Origin of the sequence: Kitasatospora sp. NPDC056651, assembly GCF_042792155.1 — a bacterium.
Classification (GTDB): domain Bacteria; phylum Actinomycetota; class Actinomycetes; order Streptomycetales; family Streptomycetaceae; genus Kitasatospora.
This window is the reverse complement of the sequence record NZ_JBHTWX010000086.1, coordinates 1-17,319: the sequence shown is the minus strand read 5'-3', so window position 1 is coordinate 17,319 and position 17,319 is coordinate 1. Positions and strand designations below refer to the sequence as shown.

At 75.3% G+C, this 17,319-nt stretch carries 16 protein-coding genes; 12 read left to right on the top strand and 4 right to left on the bottom strand.

From position 1 onward, the window contains the following. Window positions 1-7: 7 nt before the first annotated feature. Genes ACFRAR_RS27900 through ACFRAR_RS27890 form a run of 3 tightly spaced genes read left to right on the top strand, consistent with a single transcriptional unit; the run spans window position 8 to window position 3,032 of the window. On the top strand, window positions 8-1,189 hold the full coding sequence (locus ACFRAR_RS27900) for a type III PLP-dependent enzyme (RefSeq protein WP_380701060.1): 1,182 nt from the start codon (window positions 8-10) through the stop codon (window positions 1,187-1,189). Beyond that, complete coding sequence (locus tag ACFRAR_RS27895; RefSeq protein WP_380701022.1) at window positions 1,186-1,803, top strand: GNAT family N-acetyltransferase; 618 nt, start codon at window positions 1,186-1,188, stop codon at window positions 1,801-1,803. The genes ACFRAR_RS27900 and ACFRAR_RS27895 overlap by 4 nt, the downstream gene beginning before the upstream one ends. Window positions 1,804-1,808: 5 nt before the next feature. Continuing rightward, on the top strand, window positions 1,809-3,032 hold the full coding sequence (locus tag ACFRAR_RS27890; RefSeq protein WP_380701020.1) for an MFS transporter: 1,224 nt from the start codon (window positions 1,809-1,811) through the stop codon (window positions 3,030-3,032). Window positions 3,033-3,295: 263 nt separating this feature from the next. Here the strand turns inward: ACFRAR_RS27890 and ACFRAR_RS27885 are convergent, their stop codons facing one another. Then, window positions 3,296-3,709 (bottom strand): hypothetical protein, encoded by a 414-nt coding sequence (locus tag ACFRAR_RS27885; RefSeq protein WP_380701018.1) that lies wholly within the window; start codon window positions 3,707-3,709, stop codon window positions 3,296-3,298. 113 nt (window positions 3,710-3,822) lie between these two features. On the opposite strand from ACFRAR_RS27885, the gene ACFRAR_RS27880 reads away from it, so the two are divergent. Beyond that, the gene (locus tag ACFRAR_RS27880; RefSeq protein WP_380701016.1) at window positions 3,823-4,566 is read left to right on the top strand and encodes a PIG-L deacetylase family protein; all 744 of its coding nucleotides are present in this window, start codon (window positions 3,823-3,825) and stop codon (window positions 4,564-4,566) included. A 13-nt stretch (window positions 4,567-4,579) separates the two neighbouring features. On the opposite strand, the gene ACFRAR_RS27875 is transcribed toward ACFRAR_RS27880, so the two are convergent. The 3 genes from ACFRAR_RS27875 to ACFRAR_RS27865 all read right to left on the bottom strand — a co-directional run bounded on the left by ACFRAR_RS27875 (window position 4,580) and on the right by ACFRAR_RS27865 (window position 6,296). After that, complete coding sequence (locus tag ACFRAR_RS27875) at window positions 4,580-5,242, bottom strand: DedA family protein (protein WP_380701014.1); 663 nt, start codon at window positions 5,240-5,242, stop codon at window positions 4,580-4,582. A gap of 50 nt (window positions 5,243-5,292) precedes the next feature. After that, window positions 5,293-5,487 (bottom strand): DUF1918 domain-containing protein, encoded by a 195-nt coding sequence (locus ACFRAR_RS27870; protein ID WP_380701012.1) that lies wholly within the window; start codon window positions 5,485-5,487, stop codon window positions 5,293-5,295. Window positions 5,488-5,624: 137 nt separating this feature from the next. Beyond that, window positions 5,625-6,296 carry a TetR family transcriptional regulator gene (locus ACFRAR_RS27865; protein WP_380701010.1) on the bottom strand — a complete coding sequence of 224 codons (672 nt, stop codon included), beginning with the start codon at window positions 6,294-6,296 and terminating at the stop codon, window positions 5,625-5,627. Window positions 6,297-6,768: 472 nt separating this feature from the next. Here ACFRAR_RS27865 and ACFRAR_RS27860 point away from each other — a divergent pair, with 472 nt between their 5' ends. The 8 genes from ACFRAR_RS27860 (at window position 6,769) to ACFRAR_RS27825 (ending at window position 17,272) form a co-directional block, all read left to right on the top strand. Next, window positions 6,769-7,650 (top strand): phytanoyl-CoA dioxygenase family protein, encoded by an 882-nt coding sequence (locus ACFRAR_RS27860; protein ID WP_380701058.1) that lies wholly within the window; start codon window positions 6,769-6,771, stop codon window positions 7,648-7,650. A 10-nt stretch (window positions 7,651-7,660) separates the two neighbouring features. Continuing rightward, on the top strand, window positions 7,661-8,230 hold the full coding sequence (locus ACFRAR_RS27855) for a DUF6309 family protein (RefSeq protein WP_380701008.1): 570 nt from the start codon (window positions 7,661-7,663) through the stop codon (window positions 8,228-8,230). Beyond that, the gene (locus ACFRAR_RS27850) at window positions 8,227-12,672 is read left to right on the top strand and encodes an AMP-binding protein (protein ID WP_380701006.1); all 4,446 of its coding nucleotides are present in this window, start codon (window positions 8,227-8,229) and stop codon (window positions 12,670-12,672) included. Before ACFRAR_RS27855 ends, ACFRAR_RS27850 begins: the two co-directional genes overlap by 4 nt. 11 nt (window positions 12,673-12,683) lie before the next feature. Then, window positions 12,684-13,940, top strand: a complete 1,257-nt coding sequence (locus tag ACFRAR_RS27845; RefSeq protein WP_380701056.1) for an aspartate aminotransferase family protein — start codon at window positions 12,684-12,686, stop codon at window positions 13,938-13,940. Between the two features lie 12 nt (window positions 13,941-13,952). Then, window positions 13,953-14,816: a TauD/TfdA family dioxygenase gene (locus tag ACFRAR_RS27840; RefSeq protein WP_380701004.1), complete on the top strand. Its 864-nt coding sequence runs from the start codon at window positions 13,953-13,955 to the stop codon at window positions 14,814-14,816. Then, a complete protein-coding gene (locus tag ACFRAR_RS27835) occupies window positions 14,813-15,598 on the top strand; it encodes an SDR family oxidoreductase (protein WP_380701002.1) in 786 nt (261 codons plus the stop codon). The genes ACFRAR_RS27840 and ACFRAR_RS27835 overlap by 4 nt, the downstream gene beginning before the upstream one ends. A 3-nt stretch (window positions 15,599-15,601) precedes the next feature. Next, a complete protein-coding gene (locus ACFRAR_RS27830; protein WP_380701000.1) occupies window positions 15,602-16,348 on the top strand; it encodes a methyltransferase domain-containing protein in 747 nt (248 codons plus the stop codon). A gap of 132 nt (window positions 16,349-16,480) precedes the next feature. After that, window positions 16,481-17,272: a hypothetical protein gene (locus ACFRAR_RS27825; protein WP_380700998.1), complete on the top strand. Its 792-nt coding sequence runs from the start codon at window positions 16,481-16,483 to the stop codon at window positions 17,270-17,272. The last annotated feature ends 47 nt before the right edge of the window (window positions 17,273-17,319 follow it).

The following is a 17,319-nucleotide window of genomic DNA, read 5'->3' as shown; positions in this document are numbered from 1 at the left end:
CGCCGCGCTGCGCGCCGCCCTCGCCGCCGCCACCGACGACCGGATCATCTACGACCTCGACGGCATCGGCCGCCAGTACGCCGCGCTGTGCGCCGAACTGCCCGGTGTGGCCGTCCGGTTCGCGATGAAGGCCTGCCCGGTGGACGAGGTGCTGGACCACCTCGCCGCACTCGGCTCCGGCTTCGACGCGGCCGGCCCCCAGGAGATCGCCCAGGCGCTGCGCACGGGCGTCGCCCCCGAGCTGATCCACTACGGCAACACCATCAAGTCCGACCGCAACATCGCCGAGGCCCACCGGCTGGGCGTGCGGGACTTCGCCACCGACAGCCTGGAGGACGTCGCGGCGATCGCCGAACACGCCCCCGGCGCACGGGTGTTCTGCCGCGTCGCGACCACCGGCGAGGGCGCGCTGTGGGGCCTGAGCCACAAGTTCGGCTGCTCGCCCGAGGACGCGCTGCGGGTGCTCGACGAAGCCCGTGCCGCCGGGCTCGTCCCGTCCGGCCTGTCGGTGCACGTCGGCTCCCAGCAGATGACCGCCGAGGCCTGGGGCGGCGCGATCGACTCGCTGGCCGCCGTGCTGGAGGCGCTCAACTGGCGCGGCATCACGCCGACCCGGATCAACCTCGGCGGCGGCCTGCCCGCCCTCGGCGTCCTCGACCGGCACGGGCGCCCGCTCGACCCGCCGCTGGACAAGATGTTCACGGTCATCCGCGAGGGCATGGAGCGGCTGCGCGCCGTCAACGCCGGGCCGCTGGAGTTCCTGCTGGAGCCCGGGCGCCACCTGGTCGCCGACCACGGCGCGATCCGCGCGCAGGTCGCCCGGCTCACCTCGCGCGGCCGTCTCGACGGCACCCGGGAGAGCTGGCTCTACCTGAGCTGCGGCAAGTTCAACGGCCTGTACGAGATGGACCAGTTGCAGTACCGGCTGGAGTTCCCCACCCACCCCGGCGGCCAGTTCGTCAACGCCGTGGTGGCCGGCCCGACCTGCGACAGCGACGACGCGTACGCCCAGGAGGGCGGCCTGGTGCGCGTCCCGCGCGCGGTCGGCTCCGGCGACCCGGTCTGGATCCACTCCTGCGGCGCGTACGCCACGGCCTACGCCACCCGCGGGTTCAACGGCTTCGCGCCGCTGCCGTACACCTGCATCGGTGGCAGCGGTGGCCCGGGCCACCACGGAGGCACCGCATGACCGACACCAGCACCCTGACGGACCTTCCGGCCGCGGCCCCGGCCGGCCTGCGCATCCGGCTGCTCCGGGAGGAGGACTGGGACGGCGTGGTCGCGCTGGAGGAGCGCGCCTACGCCGCCAGCGGCCTGTCCGAGGGCCGCGAGGCGCTCCGCTCCCGGCACGCCGCCTCGCCGGACACCTGCTTCGTCCTGGAGCACGAGGGCGGCCTCGGCGGCTACCTGCTCGCCCTCCCGTACCCGCTGTTCGCCTGCCCGGACCTCAGCCGCAGCGAGGACCGCGACGGCGCCGGGGAACGGCCTACCAACATGCACGCGCACGACCTGGTGATCGCCGAGGACCTGCGCGGCCGGGGCCTGTCCCAGCGGATGCTGCGGCACCTGGAGGACACCGCCCGGACGGCCGGCTACCGGACCGCCTCGCTGGTCGCCGTCCGCGGTTCGCACGTGCTGTGGACCCCGTTGGGCTACCGGGCCCGGCCCGAGATCGAGCTGCCCGAGAGCTACGGCACCCGGGCGGTCTACATGGCGATGCCGCTGGACCCCGTCCCGGTCCGGGCGCTGCCGCACTCCACCGGCCCGGTCACCGGGCCGCACCCCAGAGCCGAAGTGGGCTGATACCGATGTCCCCCGTTCGCGACGACTTCCGCCGGTCCCAAGTGGCCATCGGCGCACTGTTCTTCGTCCTCGGATTCCAGTACGCGACCTGGGTCTCCCGGGTGCCCGCGCTCAAGGCGCGGCTCGACCTGGGCGAGGCCCAGATCGGGCTGCTGCTGATGACCTGCGGAATCGGCGCGGCGGTGTCCTTCCCCCTGGTCGCGGTGCTGATGCGGCGGCTCGGCTCCCGCCTGCTCTCGGTGCTCTCCGCGCTCGTCCTCGGCGTGATCCTGCTCGCGCTGTCGGTGGTGCCGAACTACCCGTTGACGCTGCTGGTGCTGTTCCTCGACGGTGCCGCGGTCGGCGCCCTGAACGTCGCGATGAACGCCCAGGGCGCGGCGCTGGAGGCCCGCTTCGAGCGGACCACGATGTCCCGGCTGCACGCCACCTTCAGCGCCGGATCGCTGTTCGCCGCGCTGCTGGCCTCGGGCGTCACCTCCCTCACCGGCACCCTGGCGGTGCACTTCGGGCTGGCCGCCGCCCTGCTCGCGGTGCTGGTCGTGGCCGCCCGGCCGGCGCTGCTGGCGGACGGCCCGGCCGAGGCCGCCGCCGCACCGGAGGACGCCGAACCGGAGGAGGGGAAGCGGCGCCGGGGCTTCGTGCTGCCGACCGTCGCGACCCTCTGGATGGGTCTGGCGATGGTCTTCGGCACCGTCACCGAGGGCGCCATGAACGACTGGTCGGCGCTCTACCTCAAGGACTACGTGCACGCCGACGCCGGGCTGGCGCCGATGGGCATCGCGGTGGTCTCGGTGATGATGGTCTGCGCCCGGATCTTCGCGGACGGCTGGCGCACCCGCTTCGGCGACGGGCGGATCGTGCGCACCGGCAGCCTGCTGGCCGGCCTCGGACTCGCCCTCGCCCTGGCGGTCGGAGGTGTCGTCCCGACCCTGCTCGGCTTCGCCTGCGTCGGCCTCGGCGTGGCGGCGGTGACCCCGTGCGTCTACGTCGCCGCCGCCCGGCAGGGCGCCGACGCGCTCTCCCTGGTCGCCGCCATGGGCACCACCGGCCTGCTGGCCGGCCCCGCCGTGATCGGCTTCATCGCCGGAGCCACCAGCCTGCTCTGGGGCATGGTCGCCGTCGCCGCCTCGGCGGCCGTCGTCTCCCTGTGCGCCACCCGGATCCGCTGGCCCCACCCGGAGTCCGCCGACGCCCCGGCACAGCCCGGCCTCGCCGCCGACGCGGCCTGACACCCCCGTTCCGCTCGCCCGGGACCTCGCGCACCCCCGTCGCGAGGTCCCGGGCGGGTTTCTCCGTCAGCCTCCCGCCGGAACCTCCGCGCCGCCCGTCCCGATGTGGTGGGCGAGCCTGTCGCGCAGGGCGGTGAGCCGGGCGATCTCAGCGTTCAGGGCGGCCAGGCGGGCGTGGACGACGGGGGCGAAGGTGTCGGGGCCAGGAGAGGCCGCGCAGCGGACCGGCGGGGCGGGGATGCGGCGTCCGGGCCGCCCGGACGCTAACCCCTGACGCGTGCGTCAGAGGCGAGCCGCGCGGCCAGCGGTGCGACGGCGACCAGGACGAGGGCCGGGCCGGCGGCGATGAGGGCGCTCTCCATCCGGGCGCCGACGGCGATCACCCCGAGTTGCACCAGCGCCGTGCCCGTGAGCGCGGCCCTGCGCAGGCCGACGCGCTCGCCGGGCATGCCCATCCGCGACACCTGACGGACCGCCAGCACGTTGAGCGTGATCGCCGCGGCGAGCGTGAGCGCGCCCCAGAGCACGGGGTGTCCCGAGGCCGGCTCGCCACGGTCGTCGGGACCGAGCCCGCCGCTCGCGAGGACCGCGGCGGAGCCGAGCCAGAGCAGGACGACGGTCTCCGGGATGATCAGGCCGAGTGCGGCGTACAGGAAAGCGAGCCGGGTGCGGGTCATGATCGTTCGGACGCCGTCGGCGCACCGGGGGTTCCCGCCGCGAGGCCGGGGCGGGTACCCGTGTCCGGCGGGCGTCAGGACGTCCGTGAGCCGCACCGAGAGGAACGAGCAGCATGACCAGTGAGCAGGCCCCCGCGCCCTTCGAGCCCGTGGACGAGGACTGGCGGACCGCGCTGGTGGTCGTCGCCCACCCCGACGACATGGAGTACGGCGGGGCCGCGGCCGTCGCCCGCTGGACCTCCCAGGGCAAGACGGTCGTCTACGTGATGGTCACCAGCGGCGAGGCGGGCATCGACTCGCTGGCCCCCGAGGAGTGCGGCCCGCTGCGCGAGGCCGAGCAGATCGCCTCGGCGCGGGTGGTCGGCGTGGACACCGTGGAGTTCCTCGGCCACCCGGACGGCGTGCTGGAGTACGGGCTGCCGCTGCGCCGGGACATCGCCCGGGCGGTGCGCAGACACCGGCCGGACATCGTGATCACCAGCAACTTCCGGGACACCTACGGCGGGGTGCTGCTCAACCAGGCCGACCACATCGCGGTCGGCCGGGCCACCCTGGACGGCGTCCGGGACGCCGGGAACCGCTGGGTGTTCCGCGAACTGCTCGCCGAGGGCCACGAGCCGTGGAACGGCGTCCGGCAGATCTGGGCGGTGGCCTCGCCGGAGGCCGGGCACGCGGTGGACACCACCGGGCACTTCGAGCGCGGCGTCGCCTCGCTGGCGGAGCACAGGGCGTACCTGGCCGGGCTGGGCGGGGCGATGGCGCAGCCGCGGGAGTTCCTGGAGGGCTTCGGCAGGAGCGCGGGCAGCCGGCTGGGGACGCGCTTCGCGGTGCCGTTCGAGGTGTTCCCGCTGCGCTAGGGCCGGACAGGGCCTAGTCGGGCCCCCCGGCGGCGTCGGTGTCCGTGCGGCGCCGGCGCCGGTAGCGCAGCACCTGGCGCAGCAGGAAGGCCGCGACCAGCGCCCCCAGCCCGATCGCGAACCAGACCTGGTAGCGCAGCGCCGTGTGGTACACCGTGCCGATGTTGGCTCCGGCGACGTAGCCGAAGGTGCCCCAGACCGCCGTCCACAGCACCGCGCCGAGCAGGTTGTACGGCAGGAACCGGCGCCAGGGCATCTCCGTCGTCCCGGCGATGATCCCGTTGTACTGGCGCAGTCCGTCCACGAAGCGGGCGACCGTGACCACCTTGCCGCCGTGCCGGGCGAAGAAGCCGTCCGCGCGCTCCATCCGGGCCGGGGTGAGCAGGACGTAGCGGCCCCAGCGGTGGACGAAGGCGCGTCCGCCGGTGCGGCCGATCAGGTAGCCGAGGGTGTTGCCGAGCGCGGCGGCGCCGGCCGCGATCAGCAGTACGGCGGCGACGTCCAGGTGCCCGGTGCCGGCGTACACCGAGGCCAGCACCAGGATGGTCTGGCCGGGCACGGGGATGCCGCAGTTGTCCAGCAGCACGAGCAGCGCCACCGCGAGGTACCCGTAGTGGTCCAGCAGTGGCGCGAGCCCGGCGAGGGCCCCGGGCAGCGGGGTGGTGGGGGCGGACACCGCTCCTCACCGCCGCGCGTGCCTGCGACGCGGGGCGGCGGGGGTGTCCGTCAGCGTTCCGCCTGGCGCTGTTCGACGTTGCAGTCGGGGCCGGGGTAGATCAGGCCTTCGTGGCCGTCCTCGAAGCGGACCACGTAGGGCGGCTGGCCGTCGGTGCCGCGCACCTCGACGATCTCGCCCTTCTGGTCCACCATGCCCACCGACCTGCTGTGGATGTGGAGCTGGTCGCCTACCGCTGCGTGCATGGTCTGCTCCTCCGGTCGTGCGTGCCGGCCGCCTCCACGGCCGTTCCCGCTATCCACTGTGCTGCGGGTGCGCCGGGCTCGCAACGCCTCGGGCGGGTGGGGCGCGCGGGGCGGCCGGCCCGGGGCGTCAGTGGGCGTCAGTGGGCGGACGGCTGTTGCGCGAGGTAGCCGCTCACCAGCCGCTTGCACTCGGCGATCAGCGCCGGATCGCCGTCCGGGGCCTCCCGGAAGGCCAGTTTGAGCACCGCGTCGGCCGCCTCCAGGGCCACCCGCAGGGTCAGCGTGGTGGCCGCCGGGTCGCCGGAGCGGAACAGTTCGCCGCCGAGCGCCTGGAGCCGCAGGGCGACGGCGGTGTTGTTGTCCACGCCCGCGTCCAGCAGGTGCCGGTCGTCCCGGACGCCCCGGGGGACGACCGGGCCGCCGGCCAGGCCGAAGTCCACCTGGCCGAAGCCCGGCACCGCGCGCTTCATCGCCACGAACTCCTCCACGGCGAGGTCGGTGAACAGGGCGGGGCCGACCGGTGCGGAGGCGGCCAGCCGGGCGTCCAGGCGCTGGAGGTAGTGGTCGAGGTTGCGGGTGGCGAGCGCCGCCAGCAGGTCCTCCTTGCCGGCGAAGAACTGGTACAGGGTGCCGATCGGCACCTGGGCGCGCTGGGCGACCTCCTTGGTGGTGAGCGCGGTCGCCCCGACCTCGTCCAGCAGTCCGGCGCAGGCGTCCAGGATGCGGCCGTACCGCTCCTGGCTGCGCTGCTGGACCGGACGGCGCCTGGCCGGCCCGGTCGTTCGGTGGCTCCTGGTTCCCGCACTCATGACCTCACTGTGCCGCATCCGCTGTTCCTGCGGCGAATCACCGGGACGGGAGCGGCCCGTTGTTTCCGGTGGGGCGGAAGTCGACTGGTGGCCGGAGCTGAACCGCATGGTGGCGGGAAGGTGTCCACGAGTTGGCATGGCCTTGTCGTGGACGCGAGGGCAGGGTCATACTCCTGGGACGGACTACCTTGCGTGATCAACGCATGTCTCTTCGTGGTGATCGCGATTCAGCCGTGGCGGCCGCAGCGCCTGTGACGGACGCTCCGCCGCCACCCGAGGTCTGGATGACCCCCGTGTGCCTCCTTGCTCGTGCCACCCCCTGTGGCGCCAAGCCCCCACGGCGCCAGGACCCGCAGTGCCGAATCCCGTGGCGTCAGGACCCGCTGTGCCGAACCCCACGGCGACAGGACCCGCCGCGCCGAGTCCCCTCGTGTGCCCAGACGAACGGAAGGAGGGGATCGGGTCGGTGACGATGTTCCCCGGAGGGCGTGAGGCCCTCGACACCGAGCACCGCCGTCAGTTCCTGGAGTCCGGGTACCTCGTCCTGCCCGGCCTGCTGCCGGAGGCGCTGCGCGAACGGCTCGCCCCCGAGGTCGACCGGTGGGTCGACGAGGGCCTGCGCGCCCGGTCGATCGCCGCGTGCGCCGACCCGTCACGCCACGGACCGCCACCACTGCTGGAACTGGAACTGCCCGCCCACGGTCAACTCCTCACCCACCCGCCGCTGATGCGCGCCCTGACCCGCCTGCTCGGGCCGGACTTCGTCTTCCACCACCTGCACAGCGACCGCCAGGACCCCGGCGTCCCGGGCAAGCCCTGGCACCACGACTGCGAGCCGAACGACCGCTCCGACCCGTCGCTGCTGATGGTCCACGCGCTGCACTACCTCGGCGGACTGGACGAGAAGGTCGGCGGCCTGGCCGTGCTGCCCGGCTCGCACCTGAGCGTCGTCGGCAAGACCGCCTTCGCCCACCACGGCACCGCGGAACTGCCCGGCGAGGTGCTCATCGACCGGCTGCCGCCCGGCTCGACGGTGCTGCTCAACTCGGCGCTGTTCCACACCCGCAGACCGGCGCCCGAGGGGCCGGGCCGGCCCCGGTACTTCGTCGACGCCTCGTACTGCCAGGTGGGGGCGCGCTGGCGCCCGGTGAAGCCGTACTGGCGGGAGATGCTCGCCCGGGCCCGCGAACTGGACCTGGCCGACGGCCAGTGGCCGGAGCTGTTCGCGGAGCGGCACTTCACCGAGTACGTCGGCACCGCGTATGCCACCGCCGGGTACTCCGGCGCGGAGTACGCCGAGGCAGGGCACGCCGGCGCCGAGGGCACCGGAACCGAGCACACCGGAACCGTCTGAGGAGCACTGCGTGGAGATCGTCACCGCCGTCGCCTACCCCGAGGTCCACGACGCCTACCTGCGGGACCACCCGGTGGAGCGGGACCACGAGGCGAACAGCAACCCGTACGGCGAGGAGAGCCTGGAACGCGCCGACCGCATCCCCGGCGGCTGGTGGCGGATCCGGCTCACCCGGGCGGACGTCCTGGGCGTCGTGCTGCCCTGGCACCTCAGCGAGGGCGGCGAACTCGAACTGGTGCCGCGCTCCGGGCTGACGGTCGCCGAGGCGGCCGGGCGGATCCGCGCCGGCGGGGCCGCCTGGGCCGTCGCCAACCCGGTCTGCGCGGCGAAGCTGCGGCTGCTGGGGGAGGCCCCCTTCACGCCCGTCTTCCTCAGCACCGCCCCGATCGACCACTCCGACTACGGAGACCTGGAGGTCCGCTCGGGCCTGATCCACGTCGACGGCCTGCACCGCATGCTGGCCTGGGAGTTGGGCGGGCGGCTGCCCGCGTGGGCGGGCCTGGACGGCTACCTGGCGGGCGACCCCGGGGTGGCCGCCGGGCCCGTCCGGGCGGGCCGGAGGAGGGGCGGGGCGGCGTGACCTCCGCGACCCGGCACCTCCGGTGCACACCGTCCGCCGAACCGGCCGACGCCGCCGCCTCGGTGGACCCCGCTCACGAGCCCGACGCCGCCACCTCGACCGACCTCGACCTCGACCTCGCTCCCGACCCCGACCCCGACCGCGGTGCCGACGCCGCGCCCTCGGTGGACCCCGCTCATGAGGTGGACCCCGATCGCGGTGCCCGCTCGCTGCCCGAACTGCTCGCGCACCTCGCCCGGACCCACCCCGACCGGCCCGCCCTGGGTGACGGCGTCCGCACCTTCGACTACCGCACGGTCGACGCGGCGGCCGCCCGGATCGCCGCCCGGCTGGCCGCCGCCGGCACCGGCCGGGGAGACCGGGTCGCCCTGGTCGGGCCCCGGGACGCCCGGATGCTGGTGCTGCTGTACGGGGTGCTCCGCTCGGGCGCCGCGGCCGTGCTGGCCGACCCGGACTGGTCGGCGGCCGACCTGGCCCGGCGGCTGGCCGCCGTCGGGGTGGCCCGGGTGCTGGCCACCGAGGAGGGCCTCGGCGGAGAGCGGGTCGACCTCGCCGCGCTGCCGGACCAGCCGGTACTGCCGGTACTGCCGGACCGGTCGGCGCCGCCGGCCCTGCCGACGGTGGAGACCGAGGTACGGGGCGAGGACCTCGCGTACCTCTCCTTCACCTCCGGATCGAGCGGCGAACCCAAAGCGGTGGCCGTCACCCACGCCAACGCCGTGCACTACGCCCGCGCGCTGGCCGGACGGCTCGACCTCACCGAGGCCGACGCGCCGTGCGCCGCGCACGTCACCACCCTGGCCGCCGACCTCGGCCACACCGCCTGGCTGCTCGCCCTGGCCACCGGCGGCTCGGTGCACCTCGTCCCGGACCACGAGGTGCGCGACCCGGAGGCCTTCTGGGCCTCGCTGCGCCGCGCCCGGGTGGACGTACTGAAGACCACCCCCTCGCACCTGACCGCCCTGCTGGAGGGCCGCCCGGCCGGTTCCCCGCCGCTGGGCACCGTGCTGCTCGGCGGCGAGCCGCTGCCGCGCCCGCTCGCCGCCGCCCTGCTCGACGGCGGCACCACCGCACGCCTGGTCAACCACTACGGCCCGACCGAGACCACCGTCGGCGCCACCTGCCTGCCGGTCACCTCCGCCCGCCAACTGCCCGCCGAGGAGGCGACCGTACCGATCGGCACCGGGATCGGCGAGGTGCTGCTGACAGTGGTGGACGGCGAGGGCCGGGCGGTGCCGGACGGCGAGGTGGGCGAACTGCTCATCGGCGGCCGGGGAGTGACCCCCGGGTACTTCGGCCGGCCGGCCGAGACCGCCCGCGGCTTCGTCCGCCGTGACGGCCGGCTGGTCTACCGCACCGGCGACCTGTGCCGGAAGCGGGCGGACGGGAACCTGGTCTTCCTGGGCCGGGTGGACCGCCAGGTGAAGGTCCGCGGCTACCGGGTGGACCTCGCCGAGGTCGAGCGGGCCATGGACGGCCACCCGGAGGTGGTCCGCTCGGCGGCGCTGCTGCGGGCGGACGCGCTCGGCAACCAACTGATCGGCGTGGTACGGCTGGTGGACTCGTCCGGCGGGGTCGGGGGACTGGCGGCGTACCTGCGGGACCGGCTGCCCGGCTACTCCGTGCCGCAGCCGATCCTGGTGCTGCCGCGGTTCCCGGTCGGGCCGAACGGCAAGCTCGACCGGCAGCGGCTGGCCGAGCTGGCGGCCGAACTGGTCGAGGCCCGGGCCGAGTCGGGCGGCACCGCCGGGGCGGGCCCGGCCGGGGAGATCGCCCGGTTCTGGGCGGCCGCGCTCGGCCTGCCCGCGGTCGGGCCGCGCACCGACGTGCTGAGCCTCGGCGGGGACTCCATCCTCGCCATGCGCACCATCGCCCTCCTGCGGCGTTCGGGCCTGCGGGTCGCCTACGAGGACTTCTACCGGCACCCGACAGCGGAGGGCCTGGCGGCGGCCGCCGTCCCGGCCGTGCCCACCGTGCCGGCTCCGCGCGGCGGCTCCGGCTGCGGTCAACTTGCCCCGGCACAGCGGTGGTTGTACCGACAGCTGCCGCTCCGGGAGGTGCGGCACTGGAACCAGTCGGTGCTGCTGCGCTGCGGCGCCACCGTCGACCCGCGGGCGCTCTCGGCGGCCGTCTCGGCCGTGCTGGAACGGCACCCGGCGCTGCGCCGCCCGATCTCCCCGGAGGGTTGCGGGGAGCCCCGGCCGGTGACCGCCCTCGATCCCGTCTCCCACTCCCGGATCCCGCGCGCGGCCGGAGAGATCGCGGAGACCGTCGCCGGGGTCTGCACCGAACTCCACCGCAGCCTCGACCCGTCGGCCGCCCGGCTGCTCCGGGTCCACCTCTTCTCGGGCCCGCCCGGCACCGACGACCGGCTCGCGCTGATCGCACACCACCTGGTGGTCGACGGGCTGTCCTGGCGGATCCTGCTGGACGACCTGGCGCACGCCTACCGGGCGGTGCTCGACCACAAGCCGGCCGACCTGCCGCCGACGGCGGACTTCTACGCCTGGGCGGCGGCGGTGACGCCGCCGGGCGGGACCGTCCCGGTGGAGGCCTCCGTCGAGGAACCGTCGGCCCAACGGCCCGCCGCGCTCAGCTGGGCGCTCGACCCGGAGCCCACCGCCCGGCTGATCGCCCGGCACGGCGCCGGGGCCGGGCTGGAGGCCGTCCTGCTGGCCGCCTTCGCCGAGGCCGTCGCCGCCGAGAGCGCCGTCACCTCCGACAGCGCCGTCACCGCCGGCGGCGCCGTCACCTCCGACAGCGCCGTCACCTCCGGCGGCGGCCGCCCCCGGCTCGCCGTGGAGGTCGAGACCCACGGCCGGGACACGGCCGGCGACGCGGGTGAGTTCCTGGACACCGTCGGCTGGTTCACCGCCGCCAAACACGTCGAACTGGACGCCGGGGACACCCCGGACACGGTGGCGCGGCGGCTGCGCGAGGCGTCCGTCCGGCCGATGGACGCACCCGGCGAACGGCCCGCCGTCGGCTTCAACTTCCTCGGCACCTTCCGGCTGCCCGAGGAGCCCGCGCTGGACTGGACCGTCGCCGCCGAGCAGGCCGGGGTGGCCCGCTGCGCCGGGGGCGACCCGCTGTACGAACTCCGGCTCACCGCAAGGGTGGTGGAACGGCGGCTGGTGGCCGACCTGGTGTACGGCCGGCCGGGGCCGGCGGACGACGCCGCCGAGCGGATCACCGGGCGGTTCGCCCGGGCCGTGGCGGCGGAGGCCGGTGCGCCGAAGGCCGTGCGGCCGGTCCGGGCGTCGCTGTCCACCTCGGGGCACCTGCTGCACGCCGGCGTCGCCCCGACGGCCCCGACCGCCCGGGCGACGGTGCGCGAACCCGCCCGGGTGCTGCTCACCGGAGCCACCGGCTACCTCGGCCGGCACCTGCTGGAGGCCTTCCTGCGGCGCGGCGCCGAGGTCACCTGCCTGGTCCGGGCCACCGACGACGCCCAGGCGCTGCGACGGCTCGGCAGCGGTGCCGCCGGTGCGGTCCGCCCCGTCCGGGCGCTCGCCGGGGACATCGACCGGGACGGCCTCGGCCTCTCCCCGGCCGGGCTGGACCTCGCCCGGGGCGCCCGGCTGGTGGTGCACGCGGCGGCGGACGTCCGGCTGGTGGCCTCGCCCGACGAACTGGAGCGCACCAACCACACGGCGGTGCGTCGGCTGCTCGACTGGGTCGGGGAGCACGCCCCGGACGCCCGGGTCCACCACGTCTCCACGCTCGCTGTCTCCGGTGGTGTGGACGGCCCGCCGCGCCGCTTCAGCGAGGCGGACCTGGAGATCGGCCAGCACTTCCGCACCCCGTACGAGCGGACCAAGTACCGGGCCGAGCAGGCCGTCCGGGCCTGGGCCGTCCGCGGCCACACCGCCTACCTGCACCGCAGCGGCCACATCGCGGCGCACAGCCGGACCGGCGCGTTCCAGGCTAACGCCGGCGACAACCGGATCTACCAGCTGATCCGCGGCTACCTGCTGGCCGGCGCCGCGCCGAGCCGGCCGGACACCGCCTTCGCGTTCTCCCACGTGGACACGGTGGCCGCCGGGATCGCCGCGATCGCCCTCGACCCGTACGCCGCGCCCGGCGCGTACCACGTGGAGTCGCCGCACGCCGTCCCGCACGACGAGCTGGTGGGGTGGCTGGCCGGGCATGGCCACCCCGTACGGCTCACCGACGAGGAGGGCTTCGCGGCCGCCCTCGCCCGGGCCGAGCGGCGCCACCCGACGGCCGCCCGGGTGGCCGCCGCCTGGGCGGCGCAGGAGGAGCGGCGCGTCCTGGTGGACAGCACGTACACCACCGGGGTGCTCGACCGGCTGGGGGTGCGCTTCGCCGCGCCGACCCCCCGCTGGTGGTCGGCCGCGCTCACCTGGGCCGCCGGGGCCGGCTACCTGCCGCCCGCCGGCCCGAACCCACCAACCCGTGAAGGCAGGACCAACCCGTGAAGGCAGGCTCCGTGTCCCAGCTCTCCCCGGTGCTCAAGCAGGCCACCCCGGTCGTCGCCGTGCGTGGCGAAGGCCTCCACCTCTACGACGCCGACGGCCGCCGGTACCTCGACTTCACCTCCGGCGTGGGGGTGACCAGCACCGGTCACTGCCACCCGAAGGTGGTCGAGGCCGTCCGCGAACAGGCCGGCCGGCTCATCCACGGGCAGTACACCACCGTGTTGCACGACCAGCTCCTCACCCTCACCGAGCGGCTCGGCGAGGTGCTGCCGCCCGGCCTGGACTCGCTGTTCTACGCCACCGCCGGCACCGAGGCGGTGGAGGCCGCGCTGAGGCTCGCCCGGCAGGCGACCGGACGGCAGAACGTGATCGTCTTCGAGGGCTCCTTCCACGGCCGCACCATGGGCGCGGCCTCGCTCACCACGGCCGGCACCCGGTTCCGGGCGGGCGTCGGCCCGATGATGCCCGGGGTCGCGGTGGCGCCCTTCCCGGCGGCCTTCCGGCTCGGTCTGTCCGAGGAGGAGGCGGTGGCGCACGCCCTGCGCGGACTGGACGAGGTCCTCGCCACGGTCTCCGCGCCCGTCGAGACGGCCGCCATGTTCGTCGAGCCGGTGCTCGGCGAGGGCGGCTACGTGCCGGCCCCGGCCGGCTTCCTGGCGGGGCTGCGCGAGCGGGCCGACCGGCACGGCATCCTGCTGGTGGTGGACGAGGTGCAGAGCGGCTTCGGCCGCACCGGCCGGTTCTGGGCCCACCAGTACGAGGCGGGGGTGCGGCCCGATGTGCTGATCACCGCCAAGGGCCTGGCCAGCGGCTTCCCGCTGTCCGCGATCGCCGCGCCCGCCGAGCTGATGGCGCGCGCCTGGCCCGGCTCGCAGGGCGGCACCTACGGCGGCAACCCGGTGGCCTGCGCCGCCGCCCTGGCGACCCTGGAGGTGCTGCGCGAGGAGCGGCTGGTCGAGAACGCGGCCGAGCAGGGGGCCCGGCTGCTGGCCGGACTCAGGGAGGTCGCCGCCGGGGCGCCCGGGATCGCCGACGTCCGCGGGCTCGGGCTGATGGCCGCGAGCGAGTTCTGCCGTCCGGACGGCACCCCGGACCCGGAGGCGGCCCGGCGCGTCCAGCAGGCGGCGGCCGAGCACGGACTGCTGCTGTTGCTGTGCGGGATCCACGTCAACGTGGTCCGGATGATCCCCGCGCTGGTCGTCACGGCCGGACAGATCGACGAGGGACTGGAGTTGTGGGCGAAGGCCGTCGGGGCCGGCGGCCGGTAGGGAGGAGAGGACATGGATGCGGTGACCGAAATCGGCTGGAGCAGCCTGGAGTTGGAGGCCCGGCGGGAGCTGTGGTCGTTCCGGCTGGCGGAGCGGGAGCGGCGGCTGCTCTGGGCCGACGCGCGGGCCGGGCGGTGGGGCGCGGCCGAGGGGGTGCGGGCCCGGCTGCGGGAGTTCGTCCGGGACGCCGCCGGCTCGGTCGGCATCACCCATGTGAGCGGCCTGGTGGATCCGTCCCACCCCGAGCGGGAGATCACCGAGGTGCTCTCCTTCCTGCTGCGGGACTTCGGCCGGGTCGTCCCGCAGAACGGGCGCGGTGACCTCACCTCGGTGCTGCGGGACCAGGACGGCGACGGCAACACCGAACTCGGCTTCCACTGTGACACCTGCGACCTGCTGGTCCTGCTCTGCCTCCAACCCGCATTCGACGGGGGCGGGTTGACCAAGCTGGCGAGCGCCCGGCACGTGCACGACCTGATCGAGCGGGAGCGGCCGGACGCGCTGGGCACGCTCCGTGAGGAATGGACCTTCGACCGCAGCGGCCGGGCCGGCCCGCAGGTGGTGGTCACCCCGATCCTCTACGACCGCAAGGACGGGACGATCGGCTGCTACTACCAGACCCGCACCGTCCGGTCGTCCCCCGACCGTGGCGGCCCCGAATTGACGGACCATCAGTGGGAGGCGCTGGGTGTGCTGGACGAGGTGCTCTACCGGCCGGAGATCGCCTTCGGGCTGCCGATGGGCCCCGGGGACCTGCTGATCATCCGCAACAGCCGGGTGCTGCACGGGCGTTCCCCGTTCGTCGACGAACCCGGGCGCTACTCCCGGCGGATGCTGCGGATCTGGCTGAACGAGGGGGAGGAGTGGGAACTGTGACCGCTGGAGGAAGCCCCGGAGGAGCGGCCGCGCCGCACGGGCGGGTGGCGGTCGTCACCGGCGGGGGCAGCGGCCTCGGCCGGGCCTCGGCACTGGCCCTGCTGGCGGCCGGCTGGACGGTGGTCGTCGCCGGGCGCCGCAAGGACGCGCTGGAGGAGACCGTGGCCCTGGCCGGGCCCGACGCCGAACGGGTGCTGCCCGTGCCGACCGACATCCGCAGCCCGGAGGAGGTCGCCCGGCTCTTCGACACCGTCCTCGACCGGTACGGCCGGCTGGACCTGCTGTTCAACAACGCGGGCGCCGCCGCCCCGCGCCGGCCGATCACCGAGACCCCCTTCGAGGACTGGAACCGGGTGCTGGACACCATCGTCACCGGCGGCTTCCTCTGCGCCCGCGAGGCCTTCCGGGTGATGAGCAGCCAGACCCCGCAGGGCGGCCGGATCATCAACAACGGCGCCCCTTCGGCGTACGTGCCGCGCCCGCAGTCCATCGCGTACACGGCGGCCAAGCACGCCGTCCTCGGCCTCACCAAGGTGCTCGCCCTGGACGGCCGGCCGTACGGCATCTCCTGTGGACAGATCGACGTCGGCAACGTCGCCCCGGTGGACGGCGGACCGCAGCCGGCCGCGATGCAGGCGGACCGGACGATGGCCGTCGAGGCGACCATCCCGGTGGAGCGCTTCACCGAGGCCCTGGTGCTGATGGCCTCGCAGCCGCCGGACACCACCATCCAGTCGCTGGTGGTGCTCCCGACCACCATGCCGTTCGTCGGGAGGGGGTGAGCCGTGCTGGTCAGCGCACGTTCCTTCGCGGAGTACCGGGCGATGTTCGCGCTGGACGACCGGGACCTGGCGCAGCGGGTGCTGGACTGCCCGGGCGGCGCGGCGAGCTTCGTGGCGGAGGCCGGGCGCCGCGGCCTCGACGCGGTGGCCGTCGACCGCCAGTACGCCGAGCACCGTGAGGAGTTGGGCCTGCTGGTCGAGCGGGAGACCTCCTTCAAGCGCGAGGTGCTGGTGAAGGAGACCGCGGGCTACGTCTGGTCCTGGTACGCGGACGTGGACGACCTGGTCCGCCAGTGGACCGCCAACGCCCGCGCCTTCCGGGCCGACATCGCCGCCCGCCCGCACCGCTACGTGGCCGGCTCGCTGCCCGAACTCCCCTTCGCGGACGACTCGTTCGACCTGGTGCTCAGCTCGCACCTGCTGTTCTCGTACGGCGGCCGGCTCGGCGAGGAGTTCCACCGGGCGGCCCTGGCGGAGCTCGCCCGGGTGGCGCGGCGGGAGGTGCGGATCTTCCCCCTGGTGGCGCACGACACGGGCGCGCGGTACGCGGGGCTGGACCGGCTGCGCGAGGAGCTGGCCGCCCTCGGGGTCCCGAGCCGGACGGAGCGGGTGGCCTACGAGTTCCGGCCCGGGGAGAACGAGATGCTGGTGCTCTCGACCGAGGACTACCGGACCCCGGTCCGGGCCGCGCCGGGTGCGGCGGGGGCCGTGGACCCGGTGCGGTGGCGGCACCGGGAGGCGGGCGCCTGAGGCCTCGTGACACCCGGCCCGGCGCTCGAATCGTCCCGACCGGTCCGCCCTGCCCGGAATGCCCGTGGGGGGTATCGTGAACGGGACGTATTCTCGTGGACAACTCGCTTCGGGCGGGCCATGGTTGTCGGTATGACCACGCATCAGAACGACCAGGGGCACAGCGGGCACGACGGGCACGAGGCGCAGCACGCGCAGCACGCACACCATGGCCACCACGGCGCACCCCAGGGGCTGGCGGCCTCCGCCCAGGGCTTCACCCTGGTGCCGGAGACCGTCGGCCTCACGGGCGAGTTCACCTTCCGCATCACCGACGCCGACGGCAAGGCCGTCACCGCCTACGAGCCGCAGCACGAGGCGCTGCTGCACCTGATCGTGGTGCGCGGCGACCTCTCCGGCTACCGCCACGTCCACCCCGAGCTGGGCGCCGACGGCACCTGGCGGGTGGCGACCCCGTTCGACGGCCCCGCCGCCTACCACGCGTACGCGGACTTCAAGGCCGTCGGCGCCGACCCGCTCACCCTCGGCGTGGACCTCACCCTCCCCGGCGAGAGCGCCGCCCGGCCGCTGCCGGAGCCCGCCGCCACCGCCGAGGTCGACGGCTACACCGTCACCCTGGACGGGCGGCTGGTCGCGGGCCAGGGCGCGCCGCTCACCTTCACCGTCACCCGTGACGGCGCCCCGGTGGCCGACCTCCAGCCCTACCTCGCCGCTTTCGGCCACCTGGTGGCGCTGCGTGCCGCGGACCTCGCCTACCTGCACGTCCACCCCAACGGCGAGCCCGGCGACGGCACCACCGCGCCCGGCCCGGACATCACCTTCCACGCCGTCGCCCCGACCGCCGGCCCGTACCGGCTCTACCTGGACTTCAAGCACGGCGGCCAGGTGCACACCGCCGAGTTCACCGCCGTCGCCGGCGCCTGAGCGCGCGCCGGACACGCCCCGGGCCGGCGGCGGGTGCGCGCCGGCCC

What these genes read in the sequence shown, in the direction of transcription:
- ACFRAR_RS27870 (WP_380701012.1), bottom strand. Translation starts at nt 5,487, where the DNA reads ATGCACGCAGCGGTAGGCGACCAGCTCCACATCCACAGCAGGTCGGTG.
- ACFRAR_RS27890 (WP_380701020.1), top strand. Translation starts at nt 1,809, where the DNA reads ATGTCCCCCGTTCGCGACGACTTCCGCCGGTCCCAAGTGGCCATCGGC.
- ACFRAR_RS27865 (WP_380701010.1), bottom strand. Translation starts at nt 6,296, where the DNA reads ATGAGTGCGGGAACCAGGAGCCACCGAACGACCGGGCCGGCCAGGCGC.
- ACFRAR_RS27840 (WP_380701004.1), top strand. Translation starts at nt 13,953, where the DNA reads ATGGATGCGGTGACCGAAATCGGCTGGAGCAGCCTGGAGTTGGAGGCC.
- ACFRAR_RS27895 (WP_380701022.1), top strand. Translation starts at nt 1,186, where the DNA reads ATGACCGACACCAGCACCCTGACGGACCTTCCGGCCGCGGCCCCGGCC.
- ACFRAR_RS27860 (WP_380701058.1), top strand. Translation starts at nt 6,769, where the DNA reads ATGTTCCCCGGAGGGCGTGAGGCCCTCGACACCGAGCACCGCCGTCAG.
- ACFRAR_RS27880 (WP_380701016.1), top strand. Translation starts at nt 3,823, where the DNA reads ATGACCAGTGAGCAGGCCCCCGCGCCCTTCGAGCCCGTGGACGAGGAC.
- ACFRAR_RS27825 (WP_380700998.1), top strand. Translation starts at nt 16,481, where the DNA reads ATGACCACGCATCAGAACGACCAGGGGCACAGCGGGCACGACGGGCAC.
- ACFRAR_RS27885 (WP_380701018.1), bottom strand. Translation starts at nt 3,709, where the DNA reads ATGACCCGCACCCGGCTCGCTTTCCTGTACGCCGCACTCGGCCTGATC.